The 14562-nt window shown below is 59.1% G+C and carries 13 protein-coding genes; 7 read left to right on the top strand and 6 right to left on the bottom strand.

Going from position 1 to position 14562, the window contains the following annotated elements; genetic code table 11:
* Window positions 1–5 precede the first annotated feature (5 nt).
* The 4 genes from frr to rpsB form a co-directional block, all read right to left on the bottom strand.
* Complete coding sequence (gene frr / locus AB4N82_RS03580; protein ID WP_016974404.1) at window positions 6–563, bottom strand: ribosome recycling factor; 558 nt, start codon at window positions 561–563, stop codon at window positions 6–8.
* Window positions 560–1303, bottom strand: coding sequence for a UMP kinase (pyrH, locus tag AB4N82_RS03585; protein ID WP_003189161.1), 744 nt, complete (start codon window positions 1301–1303; stop codon window positions 560–562). Before pyrH ends, frr begins: the two co-directional genes overlap by 4 nt.
* Window positions 1304–1514: 211 nt before the next feature.
* Window positions 1515–2378: a translation elongation factor Ts gene (gene tsf, locus AB4N82_RS03590; RefSeq protein ID WP_032891654.1), complete on the bottom strand. Its 864-nt coding sequence runs from the start codon at window positions 2376–2378 to the stop codon at window positions 1515–1517.
* 192 nt (window positions 2379–2570) lie between these two features.
* Complete coding sequence (gene rpsB, locus AB4N82_RS03595; RefSeq protein WP_003189158.1) at window positions 2571–3308, bottom strand: 30S ribosomal protein S2; 738 nt, start codon at window positions 3306–3308, stop codon at window positions 2571–2573.
* Between the two features lie 387 nt (window positions 3309–3695).
* Here rpsB and map point away from each other — a divergent pair, with 387 nt between their 5' ends.
* From map to dapC, 3 genes are all read left to right on the top strand, one after another.
* Entirely contained in the window at window positions 3696–4478 is a 783-nt protein-coding gene (gene map, locus AB4N82_RS03600) for a type I methionyl aminopeptidase (RefSeq protein WP_032891656.1), read from the top strand.
* 64 nt (window positions 4479–4542) lie between these two features.
* Window positions 4543–7245: a [protein-PII] uridylyltransferase gene (locus AB4N82_RS03605; protein ID WP_032891658.1), complete on the top strand. Its 2703-nt coding sequence runs from the start codon at window positions 4543–4545 to the stop codon at window positions 7243–7245.
* 152 nt (window positions 7246–7397) lie between these two features.
* On the top strand, window positions 7398–8597 hold the full coding sequence (gene dapC / locus AB4N82_RS03610) for a succinyldiaminopimelate transaminase (protein ID WP_122680265.1): 1200 nt from the start codon (window positions 7398–7400) through the stop codon (window positions 8595–8597).
* Between the two features lie 9 nt (window positions 8598–8606).
* Here dapC and AB4N82_RS03615 read toward each other — a convergent pair whose 3' ends face one another.
* Window positions 8607–10250, bottom strand: coding sequence for a Na+/H+ antiporter (locus AB4N82_RS03615; RefSeq protein WP_122764870.1), 1644 nt, complete (start codon window positions 10248–10250; stop codon window positions 8607–8609).
* A gap of 225 nt (window positions 10251–10475) precedes the next feature.
* Here AB4N82_RS03615 and AB4N82_RS03620 point away from each other — a divergent pair, with 225 nt between their 5' ends.
* From AB4N82_RS03620 to AB4N82_RS03635, 4 genes are all read left to right on the top strand, one after another.
* Window positions 10476–10838, top strand: coding sequence for an ArsC family reductase (locus tag AB4N82_RS03620; RefSeq protein WP_032891665.1), 363 nt, complete (start codon window positions 10476–10478; stop codon window positions 10836–10838).
* 32 nt (window positions 10839–10870) lie between these two features.
* Entirely contained in the window at window positions 10871–11905 is a 1035-nt protein-coding gene (gene dapD / locus AB4N82_RS03625) for a 2,3,4,5-tetrahydropyridine-2,6-dicarboxylate N-succinyltransferase (RefSeq protein WP_032891666.1), read from the top strand.
* Window positions 11906–11969: 64 nt separating this feature from the next.
* Window positions 11970–13175 (top strand): aminotransferase class V-fold PLP-dependent enzyme, encoded by a 1206-nt coding sequence (locus AB4N82_RS03630; protein WP_122680266.1) that lies wholly within the window; start codon window positions 11970–11972, stop codon window positions 13173–13175.
* A complete protein-coding gene (locus AB4N82_RS03635; protein WP_095184002.1) occupies window positions 13172–13585 on the top strand; it encodes a SufE family protein in 414 nt (137 codons plus the stop codon). The genes AB4N82_RS03630 and AB4N82_RS03635 overlap by 4 nt, the downstream gene beginning before the upstream one ends.
* Before the next feature lie 116 nt (window positions 13586–13701).
* On the opposite strand, the gene tcdA is transcribed toward AB4N82_RS03635, so the two are convergent.
* Window positions 13702–14511, bottom strand: coding sequence for a tRNA cyclic N6-threonylcarbamoyladenosine(37) synthase TcdA (gene tcdA / locus AB4N82_RS03640; RefSeq protein WP_065877359.1), 810 nt, complete (start codon window positions 14509–14511; stop codon window positions 13702–13704).
* Between the last annotated feature and the right edge of the window lie 51 nt (window positions 14512–14562).

Genomic DNA, 14562 nt, shown 5'->3' on the forward strand with positions numbered 1-14562 from the left:
GACCCTTATACGGCCATCAGGTCCTTTTCTTTTTCTTCCGTGGCCTTGGTGATCTGGGCCTCGGCATCTTTGGTCAGCTTGTCGATATCAGCGACGGCACGACGCTCTTCGTCTTCGCTGATCTCCTTGTCCTTAACCAGTTTCTTCAGGTCACCCAGGGCATCACGACGGATGTTGCGCACAGCAACGCGTGCATCTTCAGCCGCGCTACGTGCCTGCTTGGTGAAGCCCTTGCGGGTTTCTTCGGTCAAGGCAGGCATGGAGATCAGCAGCAGTTCGCCAAGGTTGGTCGGATTGAGGTTCAAGCCGGCACTCTGAATCGCCTTGTCGACCGCAGCGAGCATGTTGCGCTCGAAAGCCACGACTTGCAGGGTCCGCGAATCTTTAACGGTAACGTTTGCCACGCCGCTCAGCGGAGTGTCAGCGCCGTAGTAAGGCACCATCACGCTGCCCAGAATACTCGGGTGCGCCTTGCCAGTACGAATCTGGCCGAATGCATGGCTCAAAGATTCCAGGGATTTCTGCATACGCGCTTGGGCGTCTTTCTTGATTTCATTGATCATTGTTGGCCTTCCTCGATCAGAGTCCCTTCCGCGCCGCCGTGTACGATATTCAGCAGGGCGCCGGGCTTGTTCATATTAAATACGCGCAGCGGCATCTTGTGGTCGCGGCACAGGCAAATAGCCGTCAGGTCCATGACACCCAGCTTGCGATCCAGCACTTCATCGTAGGTCAGATGATCGAACTTCTCGGCATGCGGGTCTTTGAATGGGTCTGCGGTGTACACACCGTCTACCTTGGTTGCCTTCAAAACCACGTCAGCGTCGATTTCGATGGCACGCAGGCACGCCGCCGAATCAGTGGTAAAGAATGGGTTACCGGTACCAGCGGCGAAGATCACCACTTCTTTTGAATTCAAATGGCGCATGGCTTTACGACGATCATAGTGATCGGTCACACCCACCATGGAAATAGCCGACATCACGATAGCCGAGATATTGGCACGCTCCAGGGCATCACGCATCGCCAGGGCGTTCATCACAGTGGCCAGCATGCCCATGTGGTCGCCAGTGACCCGATCCATACCGGCCGCACTCAGCGCCGCGCCACGGAACAGGTTACCGCCGCCGATCACCAAGCCGACTTGCACGCCGATGCCAACCAGTTGGCCGACTTCCAGCGCCATGCGGTCGAGCACCTTGGGATCGATCCCGAACTCTTCCGAGCCCATCAGGGCCTCGCCGCTGAGCTTGAGTAGAATGCGTTTATAGCGAGCCTGATAACCACTGCCCTGCTGAGCCATTGCGAATCTCTCCTGCGGCGTATTTTTTAAAAATTCTTGGCGAGCCGTTTACGGCTTGCGTTCACTCTAGCTGGACGCTCTCACAGCGCCATCGGAACACGGCTTTGTAAGCCAGTTCCGAGGGTAAGCCAAATTAATTCGGCCTGCCCATTTGAAAAGAGGCTGCGCGCGTGAGCGGGCAGCCTCTTTCGGGCGACAGTTGAAAACTGTCTTATTGCTTGGCGGCAGCCAGCTGGGCAGCAACTTCTTCAGCGAAGTTGTCGACCGGCTTCTCGATACCATCGCCTACTTTGAAGTAAGTGAAGGAAACGATTTCAGCACCGGCTTTCTTAGCCAGTTCGCCAACCTTGATTTCAGGGTTCTTAACGAACGCCTGCTCAACCAGGCTTGCTTCGGCCAGGAACTTGCTGATACGGCCTTTGACCATATTTTCAACAATGTTTTCTGGCTTGCCTTTGATTTTTTCTTCGTTCAGCTGCAGGAACACAGCTTTTTCGCGCTCGATCGCTTCGGCAGAAACTTCCGAAGGCAGCAGGAACTCTGGGTTGCTGGCCGCTACGTGCATAGCGATGTCTTTAGCCAGCTCAACGTTGCCGCCCTTCAGGACAACTGCAACACCGATCTTGTTGCCGTGCAGGTAACCACCAACAACGTCACCTTCAACGCGTACCAGGCGACGGATGTTGACGTTTTCGCCAACTTTGCCGACCAGTACCAGGCGTGCAGCTTCTTGTGCTTCGATCAGCGGAGCGACGTCAGTCAGTTTGTCGTCGAACGCTTTATCAACGCTGGCAGCAACAAATGCCTTGAAGTCGTCTTGCAGAGCCAGGAAGTCGGTCTGCGAGTTCACTTCCAGCAGAACAGCAGATTTGCCGTCTTCTTTCAGAGCGATAGCGCCTTCAGCAGCCACGTTGCCTGCTTTCTTGGCAGCCTTGATTGCGCCGGAAGCACGCATGTCATCAATTGCTTTTTCGATGTCGCCGTCAGCCTTTTCCAGGGCTTTCTTGCAATCCATCATGCCTTCGCCGGTACGCTCACGCAGTTCTTTAACCAACGCTGCAGTAATTGCTGCCATTTTCAAATTCCTCTTGGATAGGTTTTCAACCATTCCACCCGATCGAACGGGGGATCAATTCTTCCCGAACCACCCTTGTAGGCCGCTGCACGTTACAGATGATGTAGCTGCGCTGCGCACAAATGGTTTTCGAGGGGGCAAAAAGGGGGCCAAGCCCCCTTTTTGCTTACTGAGTCAACGCCAGGGCGTCAATTACTCAGCTGCGGCTACCGGAGCTTCTTCAACGAACTGCTCGGTACCACCAGCAACGTGGTTGCGACCACGGATTACAGCGTCAGCCATCGAACCCATGTACAGCTGGATAGCGCGGATTGCGTCATCGTTGCCTGGGATGATGTAGTCAACGCCTTCCGGGCTGCTGTTGGTATCGACTACGCCGATAACAGGGATGCCCAGCTTGTTGGCTTCGGTGATCGCGATGCGCTCGTGATCAACGTCGATAACGAACAGTGCGTCAGGCAGACCGCCCATGTCCTTGATACCACCCAGGGAACGATCGAGCTTTTCCAGGTCACGGGAGCGCATCAGCGCTTCTTTCTTGGTCAGCTTGGCGAAAGTACCGTCTTCGGCTTGCACTTCAAGGTCACGCAGACGCTTGATGGAAGCACGGATGGTTTTGAAGTTGGTCAGCATGCCGCCCAACCAGCGGTGATCGACGTACGGCGAACCGCAACGTGCTGCTTCTTCAGCAACGATCTTGCCAGCGGAACGCTTGGTGCCGACGAACAGAATCTTGTTTTTGCCCTGGGCCAGACGCTCTACGAAAGTCAGAGCTTCGTTGAACATTGGCAGGGTTTTTTCAAGGTTGATGATGTGGATCTTGTTACGCGCGCCGAAAATGTATTTACCCATTTTCGGGTTCCAGTAACGGGTCTGGTGACCGAAGTGCACACCGGCCTTCAGCATATCGCGCATATTGACTTGGGACATGATAGTTCCTTAATAAGTCGGGTTTGGCCTCCACGTATCCCAATGACCAACCAGCGGCATCAAGGCCTCCGGCACCCAGGTCATCGTGTCGACACGTGTGTGGATTTAAGCTCTTCGGGGCATCCCCGGAAAGCGGCGCATTTTATACCACACGAAGGGCGAAAACGAAACCCGCAATCACATTTGGCGTGCGCGGCTTATGCGCAACCCTTTGAATAGAGCGGATATAGCCCCACCTTATAGAGAGAAGCGATCGTCAGGGGCTCATGATTTGCCGCCCGCGTCTGTTAGAATCGCGTTTTTTGGGGCTTTTGCGAATTCTGTAACCTTTTGTCGCGCGCCCGTAAACCGTATTGATTTCAGCGCTTCGCGCTAGAGAGAGCCTGTATGACCGTTAGTTTGAAAACCGCCGAAGACATTGCCGGCATGCGCATTGCCGGCAAACTGGCTGCCGACGTGCTGGAAATGATTGCCGAGCACGTCAAGCCGGGCGTCACCACGGACACCCTCAACCAGATCTGCCATGACTATATCGTCAATGTGCAGGGTGCCATTCCTGCGCCGTTGAATTACAAAGGCTTCCCCAAGTCAATCTGCACGTCGATCAACCATGTGGTCTGCCACGGTATTCCGTGCGACAAACCCCTGAAGGACGGCGACACCCTGAACATCGACGTCACCGTGATCAAGGATCGCTACTTCGGCGATACCAGCCGCATGTTCCACGTCGGCACCGTGCCGGTCTGGGCCGAACGCCTGTCCCAAGTCACCCAGGAATGCATGTACAAGGCGATCGAAATCGTCAAACCCGGCTGCCGCCTGGGCGATATCGGTGAAGTGATCCAGAAGCACGCTGAAAAGAACGGCTTCTCGGTGGTACGTGATTTCTGCGGCCACGGCATCGGCACCGTGTTCCATGAAGAGCCACAGATCCTGCACTACGGCCGCGCCGGCACCGGCATGGAGCTCAAGGCAGGCATGACCTTTACCATCGAGCCGATGATCAACCAGGGCAAAGCCGACACCAAGGTGCTGGGCGACGGCTGGACCGCCATTACCAAGGACCGCAAGCTTTCGGCGCAGTGGGAACACACCCTACTGGTCACCGAAACCGGCTACGAGATCTTCACCCTGCGCGCTGACGATACGATCCCACGCGTTTCGGCCTGAAGGTTGCCCAGGTTTTCCCACAGCGTGTTGTGACTGACTGATAGATAGAAAGGAAAGCCGATCGATGCCCCAGGTGGATCCCGAACTCTTCGACCGTGGCCAGTTCCAGGCCGAATTGGCCCTGAAGGCAAGCCCCATCGCCGCCTTCAAGAAGGCGATCCGCCAGGCCCGTGAAGTGCTCGACGAGCGCTTTCGTAGCGGCCGCGACATCCGCCGGTTGATCGAGGACCGTGCCTGGTTCGTCGACAACATCCTTCAAAAGGCCTGGGAACAGTTCAACTGGAGCGAAGACGCCGACATCGCCCTAGTGGCCGTTGGCGGCTATGGCCGTGGCGAACTCCACCCCTACTCCGATATTGATCTGCTGATCCTGCTGGACAGTGCCGATCACGAGATCTTTCGCGATTCCATCGAGCGTTTTCTGACACTGCTGTGGGACATTGGCCTGGAAGTCGGCCAGAGCGTGCGCTCGGTGGACGAGTGCGCCCAAGAGGCCCGTGCCGACCTCACCGTCATTACCAACCTGATGGAAAGCCGCACCATCGCCGGCCCAGAGCGCTTGCGCCAGCGGATGCTGGAAGTCACCAGCACCGCGCATATGTGGCCGAGCAAGGACTTCTTCCTGGCCAAACGCGCCGAGCAGAAAGCCCGGCACCACAAGTACAACGACACCGAATACAACCTGGAGCCCAACGTCAAAGGCTCGCCCGGCGGGTTGCGCGACATCCAGACGATTTTGTGGGTCGCCCGTCGCCAGTACGGCACGCTTAACCTGCGCGCCCTGGCCGGCGAAGGTTTTTTGGTAGAGAGCGAAAACGCCCTGCTGGCCTCGTCCCAGGAATTCATTTGGAAAGTGCGCTACGCCCTGCACATGCTCGCCGGGCGCTCCGAAGATCGCCTGCTGTTCGATCATCAGCGCTCCATCGCCACGCTGCTGGGCTTTGAGGGCGAGGACGCGAAGACCAGCATCGAAAGCTTCATGCAGCAGTACTATCGGGTGGTGATGAGCATCGCCCAGCTCAGCGACCTGATCATCCAGCACTTCGAAGAAGTGATCCTGGCCCCCGAGGATGAGGCGCCGCCGCAGCCGATCAATGCGCGTTTCCAACTGCACGACGGCTATATTGAGGCGCGCAACGACAACGTGTTCCGCCGCACCCCATTCGCCATGCTGGAAATCTTCGTATTGATGGCCCAGCAGCCGGAAATCAAAGGCGTGCGCGCAGATACTATCCGCCTGCTGCGGGAAAACCGTCACTTGATCGACGATGATTTTCGCAACGACATCCGCAACACCAGCCTGTTTATCGAGCTGTTCAAGTGCAAGATCGGTATCCACCGCAACCTGCGCCGCATGAACCGCTACGGCATCCTGGGGCGCTACCTGCCGGAGTTCGGCTTTATCGTCGGGCAGATGCAGCACGACCTGTTCCACATTTATACAGTGGATGCGCACACCCTTAATCTGATCAAGCACCTGCGTAAGTTGCAGTACACCCAGGTGTCAGAGAAATTCCCGCTGGCCAGTAAGCTTATGGCCAAGCTGCCCAAGCCGGAGCTGATCTACCTGGCCGGCCTGTACCACGACATCGGCAAGGGCCGGCATGGCGACCACTCGGAAGTCGGCGCGGTCGACGCCGCAGCCTTCTGTCAGCGCCACCAGTTGCCGCAATGGGATAGCCGCCTGATCGTCTGGCTGGTGCAGAACCACCTCGTGATGTCGACCACCGCACAGCGCAAGGACTTGTCCGACCCGCAGGTGATCCACGATTTCGCGCAAGCTATCGGCGATGAAACCCGCCTCGACTACCTCTACGTGTTGACCGTTTCCGACATCAACGCCACCAACCCGACACTGTGGAACTCGTGGCGCGCCAGTCTGTTGCGCCAACTGTACACAGAGACCAAGCGCGCCCTGCGCCGTGGTCTGGAGAACCCGGTGGACCGCGAAGAGCAGATCCGCCGCACCCAAAGCGCGGCCCTGGATATCCTGGTGCGCGGCGGCAACGATCCGGATGACGTCGAGCAACTGTGGTCGCAACTGGGTGACGATTACTTCTTGCGCCACACCGCCGGCGATGTGGCCTGGCACACTGACGCGATCCTGCAGCAGCCCGCCGATGGCGGCCCGCTGGTGCTGATCAAGGAAACCACCCAGCGCGAATTCGAAGGCGGCACGCAGATCTTCATCTACGCGCCCGACCAGCACGACTTCTTTGCCGTGACGGTAGCGGCCATGGACCAGCTCAATCTGAACATCCACGATGCCCGGGTGATCACTTCCAGCAGCCAGTTCACCCTCGACACCTACATCGTGCTCGATACCGAAGGCGAGTCCATCGGCGACAACCCGACGCGGGTGAAAAAGATCCGCGAAGGCCTCACCGAAGCCCTGCGTAACCCGGACGACTATCCAACGATCATCCAGCGCCGGGTGCCGCGCCAACTGAAGCACTTTGCCTTTGCGCCCCAGGTGACCATCTCCAACGATGCGCAGCGCCCAGTGACGGTGCTGGAACTCAGCGCACCGGATCGCCCAGGCCTGCTGGCGCGGATCGGCGGGATTTTCCTGGAGTTCGACCTGTCATTACAAAATGCCAAGATTGCGACCCTGGGCGAGCGCGTGGAAGACGTGTTCTTTATTACCGACGCCGACAACCAGCCGCTGTCCGACCCGGAACTGTGCCGCCGTTTGCAGGAGGCTATCGTCCAGCAGTTGAGCGTGACCCAAGAGCCCGGTGTCGAGCTGACGCGCCTGACGTTTTGAAGGGGCTTATATGGGAGAGGGCTTACCCCCGAAAGCAGCGGATCAGAAACCTATTAGCTGACTGACACACCTTAATCGGGAGCAAGCCCCTCCCACAGTTGGACCTGCAGCGCCCGACAGACCGCATTACCAATGAATTGAACGAGAGTCTCATGAACAACGCCCTGAACCAGTTGCAGCCCTACCCGTTCGAGAAATTGCGCGCCCTGCTGGGCAGCGTCACGCCCAACCCGGACAAGCGCCCGGTTGCCCTGTCCATTGGTGAACCCAAGCACAAATCGCCCACGTTCGTGGCCGAGGCACTGAGCAGCAACCTTGATCAGATGGCGGTGTACCCCACCACTCTGGGCATCCCGGCACTGCGCGAGGCCATTGGCGCCTGGTGTGAACGTCGCTTCAACGTGCCCAAAGGATGGCTTGACCCAGCGCGCAATATCCTGCCGGTCAACGGCACCCGCGAAGCACTGTTCGCCTTCACTCAGACCGTAGTCAACCGTGGCGACGATGCACTGGTGGTCAGCCCGAACCCCTTCTACCAGATCTACGAAGGCGCCGCGTTCCTTGCCGGTGCCAAGCCGCACTACCTGCCATGCCTGGATGAGAACGGCTTCAACCCGGACTTCGACGCCGTGACACCAGACATCTGGAAACGCTGCCAGATCCTGTTCCTGTGCTCCCCCGGCAACCCGACCGGCGCACTGATCCCGGTTGAGACCCTGAAAAAACTGATCGCCCTGGCCGACGAACATGACTTCGTCATCGCCGCCGACGAGTGCTACAGCGAGCTGTACTTTGACGAACAAACCCCGCCGCCGGGCTTGTTGAGCGCCTGTGTTGAACTGGGTCGCCAGGATTTCAAGCGCTGCGTGGTATTCCACAGCTTGTCCAAACGCTCCAACTTGCCGGGCCTGCGCTCTGGTTTTGTGGCCGGTGATGCCGAGATCCTCAAGGCCTTCCTGCTGTACCGCACCTACCACGGCTGCGCGATGCCGGTGCAAACCCAACTGGCGAGCATTGCCGCCTGGCAGGACGAAGCGCACGTACTGGCCAACCGTGACCTGTATCGCGAGAAATTCGAAGCCGTGCTGACCATCCTCAAGCCGGTGCTGGATGTACAAAGTCCCGACGGTGGCTTCTACCTGTGGCCAAATGTGAATGGCGACGATGCCGCGTTCTGCCGCGACCTGTTCGTTGAAGAACACGTCACCGTGGTCCCAGGTTCGTACCTGTCGCGGGAAGTGGATGGCGTCAACCCTGGGGCTGGCCGCGTACGCCTGGCGCTGGTCGCACCGCTGGCCGAGTGCGTGGAAGCGGCTGAACGGATTCGGGATTTCATTCAGCGTCGTCGGTAAGCAATCGGGTCATTTCACCTGGCCCAGATTCGCCTCACTCATATCCAGCTCCCCCAACACCTCCCTCAAGACGTCATCACCAATCTGGTGATGACGGCTCAAGCTGTACAACTCCAAACGTTGCGCGCGCAGGGCCTTGAGCCGCAGTTTTCGCTCAAGCAGGTCCATGTGCCTCGCCAGCGCCTGGGCCTCGGCGGAGTCGTTGAACACCTCCAACTGATGACGATATTCCGACATCAGCCGCGCCTTGAGCTCCGTAGCCAGCGCCGCCTGTGCGGCGTCGGAGGTTTCCGACTCTACGGGCTCCTCCGCCTCCAGTGCGTGAATCGCTGCCACGGCGGTCTTTTTCCACGCCTCCCGCACTTCCTTATGACGCTTCTCATCGGGGCTCTTTTCGATACCGCGCAGCAACAGTGGCAAGGCAATGCAGGCGGCGACCAGTGAAAGCAGGATCACCCCGGCCGCGATAAAGATCAGCAAATCACGCTCAGGAAAATCTTTGCCTGGCGCCAACAGCAAAGGCACCGACATCACACCCGCCAGGGTCACCGCACCGCGCACACCGCCGACCGTCAAGAGCCAACAGGATCGGGCGGTTGGCACCAACGTCAGATCACTTTTACCTCGCAGGCGCCGCAATAACCCCGACAGCCTCCAGATGCTCTGCACCCAGATAAAACGCAGCACCACCAGCACCAGGAAAATCGCAATCACATCCAGGCAGCGGTAAAACAGGGTCGGCCATAGCGTGGCTTCATGGCTCACCACAGCTTTGATGATGTGCGGCAGTTGCAATCCCAGCAGCAGGAAGATCAAGCCATTGAAGGCAAACTCCAGCAACGACCAGACGCTGCGGTTAAGCAGCCTTGTGCTGGTCTGGCGTGGCAGCAGGTCCAGCCAACTTTGCATCATGCCCGCCGCCACTGCCGACAAAATCCCTGAGGCGCCCAACCGTTCAGCCAATACATAAGCGGCAAACGGCAACAGCAACATAAACACCACATGAGTCGCCGGATCGTCCCAGCCCCGCGCAATCATCCATGCGCGCAGGCGGCCGACCAGCCAACTCAACGCCACACCGATCGCCAGGCCACCGACGGCCACCAACACGAAGGTCAAGCTCGCATCGGCCAGGGAGAACACGCCGGTCAATGCCGCTGCCAAGGCAAACTTGAAGGTCACGAGGCCCGACGCATCATTCATCAAGGCTTCGCCCTGGAGCATATGCATCAATGGCGTGGGCAAACGATTCTGGGAAATAGCCGACACTGCCACCGCATCCGTCGGCGACAATACGGCCGCCAGGGCGAAGGCCACCGGTAACGGGATCGTAGGCAAAATCCAGTGAATGAAGTATCCGGCGCCGACTACCGTGAACAGCACAAGGCCCACGGCCAGCGTCAGAATCGGGCCCCGCAGACGCCACAATTCGCGTTTGGGCATGCGCCAACCGTCGGAAAACAACAAAGGTGGCAAGAACAGGAACAGGAACAGTTCAGGGTCCAGCGCCACATGCAGGCCCAGCGTTGGCCAGGCCAACAAGGCTCCGGCGGCAATCTGCACCAGCGGCAACGGCAGAGGAATGACACGTCCGACCAGACGCGAAACGCTGACCAGCATCAGCAGGATAAGAACGGTGTAGGCGGTTTGCATAACGCGGGTTTCCCGGACGATCGACTTGCAACGACACACATCAGGCAACAACTGGCAGTTGAAGTGCCATATTACCCAGCTATGTTACGCGGCTATGCCACGCACTGGCTTTTGCACATAAGTCGCACAAAGCCGTGGGTCCTGCTGACGAGCGGCACCCAAACCCGCTGGTCGTGGCATAATCCCGGACCTTTCGTTTTGAGCATCCTAAAAGGGGGCAATTCCTTGACCGCTTCAAGCAAAACGTTGCACCTTTTCGGCATCAAAGCCTGCGACACCATGAAAAAAGCGCGCACCTGGCTCGATGAGCATGCTGTGAGCTATGAGTTCCACGACTACAAAACGGTCGGTATAGACCGCGAACACTTGACCCAATGGTGCAACGAGCACGGTTGGCAGGTGGTTTTGAACCGTGCGGGCACCACCTTTCGCAAACTCGAAGACGAACGCAAAGCCGATCTCGATCAGTCGAAAGCCATTGAATTGATGCTCGCGCAACCTTCGATGATCAAGCGCCCGGTGCTTGATCTCGGTGACAGAACCCTGATTGGCTTCAAGCCAGAAAGTTATTCGGCGGCCCTCAAGTAGGCCAGCCCTTCCATTTTTGTAGAGGTAATAGCATGTCCCATTCCCTGTTCAGCCTGGGCTTCGGCGTCGGCACTCAGAACCGCCAAGGTGCTTGGCTGGAAGTTTTTTACGCACAACCGCTGCTCAACCCATCGGCTGAAATCGTCGCGGCCATCGCGCCGATCCTCGGTTACTCCGAGGGTAACCAGGCGATCACCTTCACCGTGACCCAGGCCCTGCAACTGGCCGACGCGCTCAAAGGCGTCGACGCCACACAAGCCGCCCTGCTGAGCCGCCTGGCAGAAAGCCACACGCCTCTGGTCGCCACCCTTTTGGCCGAAGACGCCGCGCTGACCTCCACGCCTGAGGCCTACCTCAAGCTGCACCTGCTGTCCCACCGCCTGGTCAAGCCTCACGGCCTGAGCCTGGCTGGCGTGTTCCCGCAACTGCCGAACGTGGCCTGGACCAGCCAGGGCGCGATCGACATCAGCGAACTGGCCGAGCGCCAGCTGGAAGCACGCCTGCGTGGCGAGTTGCTGGAAGTGTTCTCGGTAGACAAGTTCCCGAAAATGACCGACTACGTCGTCCCGGCCGGCGTGCGTATTGCTGACGCGGCACGTATCCGCCTGGGCGCCTACGTAGGCGAAGGCACGACGGTGATGCACGAAGGTTTCGTCAACTTCAACGCTGGCACTGAAGGCCCGGGCATGATCGAAGGTCGTGTATCGGCTGGCGTATTCGTTGGCAAGGGCTCGGACCTGGGCGGCGGCTGCTCCACCATGGGCACCCTGTCGGGAGGCGGCAACATCGTGATCAAGGTCGGCGAAGGCTGCCTGATCGGCGCCAATGCCGGTATCGGTATCCCGCTGGGCGACCGCAACACCGTGGAATCGGGTCTGTACGTCACCGCCGGGACCAAGGTTGCGCTGCTGGATGAGCAGAACCAACTGGTCAAAGTGGTCAAGGCGCGCGAGCTGGCCGGCCAACCGGACCTGCTGTTCCGCCGTAACTCCGAGACCGGTGCAGTGGAGTGCAAAACCCACAAATCGGCCATCGAACTGAACGAAGCGCTGCACGCTCACAACTAAGCAGCCACTCGATGCCACTAGCGGGCCCCGACCCTGGGGCTCGCTTATACGAGTTTTGAACACCATGCTAGTGCCCTCCCCCTGGCGCGCCGACTTTCCGGCCATCGCCGCCCTGCAACGGCAAGGCCAGACCTATCTGGACAACGCCGCCACTACACAAAAACCCCAAGCTCTGTTGGATGCCATCAGCCATTACTACGCCAATGGCGCAGCCAATGTGCACCGGGCCCAGCATTTGCCGGGGGCCCATGCGACACAGGCCTTCGAGGACAGTCGCAGCAAGGTGGCGCAGTGGTTGAATGCAGGTGACACCGGGCACATCGTGTTTACCCACGGCGCGACCTCTGCGCTGAACCTCCTGGCCTACGGCCTCGAACACTTATTCAATGCGGGCGATGAGCTTGTCATCAGCGCCCTGGAACACCACGCCAACCTGCTGCCCTGGCAGCAACTGGCCAAACGTCGCGCGCTCACACTGGTGGTATTGCCACTCGGTGATGACGGCGTGATCGACCTGCAAGCCGCCGCCGAGTTGATCGGTCCGCGCACGCGCCTGCTGGCGGTGAGCCAGCTGTCCAACGTGCTTGGTGCCTGGCAACCGCTGCAAGCCTTGCTGGATTTGGCCAAGCCACACGGTGCCCTGACCGTGGTCGACGGCGCCCAGGGCATCGTCCACGGTCGTCACGACGTGCAAGCGCTGGGATGCGACTTCTACGTTTTCTCCAGCCACAAGCTCTACGGCCCGGACGGTGTCGGCGTGCTCTTTGGCCGCAACGAGGCTCTGCATCACCTGCGCCACTGGCAGTTTGGCGGTGAGATGGTGCAACAGGCGGATTACCACAGCGCCAGCTTCCGTCCAGCACCGCTGGGTTTCGAGGCAGGTACTCCGCCGATAGCCAGCGTGATTGGCTTGGGGGCAAGCCTGGATTATCTGAGCTCGCTGGATCAGCAAGCGGTAACCGCCCACGAGGCGGCACTGCATGACTACCTGTTACGCGGCCTGAAGGCGCGCAATGGCGTGCGTGTGCTGGGTTCGCCGCAGGTGGCGCTGGTCAGCTTTGTGGTCGAGGGCGTGCATAACGCCGACCTTGCGCACCTGCTGACCGAGCAGGGCATTGCTGTACGCGCAGGCCATCATTGCGCGATGCCGCTGCTCAAGGCGATGCAGCTGTCGGGGGCGATCCGCGTTTCCCTGGCGCTGTATAACGACTCCGACGACCTCGAGCGCTTTTTTGAAGCGCTGGACCAGGCGCTGGATATGTTGCGATGAGCTTGCCGGTGGATGCGGTTGCTGCGCTGGAAGCCTTCCAAGCCGTAGGAAGTTGGGAGCAACGTGCTCGCTTGCTGATGCAGTGGGGTGAGCGTCTGCCGCCTTTAGCGGATGATGAAAAGGTCGACGCCAACCTGGTACAGGGCTGCGAAAGCCTGGTGTGGTTGGTGGGGCACTTAGACCAAGGTCATTGGCAATTTGCCGCGAGCAGCGATGCGCGGATGATCCGTGGTTTGGTGGCATTGCTGCTGGCGCGGGTCAATGGGTTGTCGGCGGACGAGTTGCAGGCAGTCGACTTGCCTGACTGGTTCAATCAACTCGGGCTTTCCCGCCAACTGTCGCCGTCGCGCAGCAATGGCTTGAATGCAGTCCTGCAGCGTATGCGAACGCTAAGTCATACACAGGACTAAATGTGGGAGGGGGCTTGCCCCCGATAGCGGTGGATCAGTCAGCTTATTCAGTGGCTGACACTCTGCAACCGGGGGCAAGTCCCCTCCCACCTTTGAACTGTGTAAAGTTCTGAGATTCAGGCGGGTTTGACACGCTCGGAAGGCCTACGCACCCCAGCCACAATCTTGTCCACCGCCTTGGTCGCCGCCACCATGCCAAAGGTCGCCGTCACCATCATCACCGCGCCAAACCCGCCCGCGCAGTCCAGCTTCACTCCATCCCCCACAAAACTTTTTTGCAGACAAATGCTGCCGTCCGGCTTGGGATAACGCAGTTGCTCGGTGGAAAACACGCACGGCACGCTGTAATGACGGGTCACGGTGCGAGAGAAGCCGTAGTCACGACGCAAGGTGGAGCGCACCTTTGAGGCCAAGGGATCGTTGAAGGTGCGGTTCAGGTCGCACACCTGGATCAGCGTCGGATCAATCTGCCCACCGGCGCCGCCGGTGGTGATGATTTGGATCTTGCGGCGTTTGCACCACGCAATCAGCGCGGCCTTGGCGTTGACGGCGTCGATACAGTCGATCACGCAATCGATGTTCGGCGTTATGTATTCGGCCATGGTGTCGCGGGTCACGAAATCCGCCACCGCGTGCACAGTGCAATCCGGGTTGATACCGCGCAGGCGCTCGGCCATCACCTCGACCTTGGGCTTGCCCACAGTGCTGTCCAGGGCGTGCAACTGCCGGTTGCTGTTGCTGACGCAGACATCGTCCAGGTCAAACAGCGAAATCTCGCCGACCCCACAACGGGCCATGGCTTCCGCCGCCCAAGAGCCCACACCGCCGACGCCGACGATCGCCACATGGGCCGCCTTCAAGCGTTCCAGGCCTTCAATGCCATACAAGCGGGCGACGCCTGCAAACCGCGGATCTTCTGTACTCATGACCATTACCCCAAAAACCGGCGCGCATTATGGACTACCGAGCGACAAGTA

This window comes from Pseudomonas sp. H1_D04, assembly GCF_054683855.1.

Coding starts and splice junctions, on each gene's coding strand:
- frr (WP_016974404.1), bottom strand. CDS start 563: ATGATCAATGAAATCAAGAAAGACGCCCAAGCGCGTATGCAGAAATCC.
- AB4N82_RS03630 (WP_122680266.1), top strand. CDS start 11,970: ATGCTAGTGCCCTCCCCCTGGCGCGCCGACTTTCCGGCCATCGCCGCC.
- AB4N82_RS03605 (WP_032891658.1), top strand. CDS start 4,543: ATGCCCCAGGTGGATCCCGAACTCTTCGACCGTGGCCAGTTCCAGGCC.
- AB4N82_RS03615 (WP_122764870.1), bottom strand. CDS start 10,250: ATGCAAACCGCCTACACCGTTCTTATCCTGCTGATGCTGGTCAGCGTT.
- tcdA (WP_065877359.1), bottom strand. CDS start 14,511: ATGAGTACAGAAGATCCGCGGTTTGCAGGCGTCGCCCGCTTGTATGGC.
- rpsB (WP_003189158.1), bottom strand. CDS start 3,308: ATGTCCCAAGTCAATATGCGCGATATGCTGAAGGCCGGTGTGCACTTC.
- map (WP_032891656.1), top strand. CDS start 3,696: ATGACCGTTAGTTTGAAAACCGCCGAAGACATTGCCGGCATGCGCATT.
- pyrH (WP_003189161.1), bottom strand. CDS start 1,303: ATGGCTCAGCAGGGCAGTGGTTATCAGGCTCGCTATAAACGCATTCTA.
- dapD (WP_032891666.1), top strand. CDS start 10,871: ATGTCCCATTCCCTGTTCAGCCTGGGCTTCGGCGTCGGCACTCAGAAC.
- AB4N82_RS03635 (WP_095184002.1), top strand. CDS start 13,172: ATGAGCTTGCCGGTGGATGCGGTTGCTGCGCTGGAAGCCTTCCAAGCC.
- tsf (WP_032891654.1), bottom strand. CDS start 2,378: ATGGCAGCAATTACTGCAGCGTTGGTTAAAGAACTGCGTGAGCGTACC.
- dapC (WP_122680265.1), top strand. CDS start 7,398: ATGAACAACGCCCTGAACCAGTTGCAGCCCTACCCGTTCGAGAAATTG.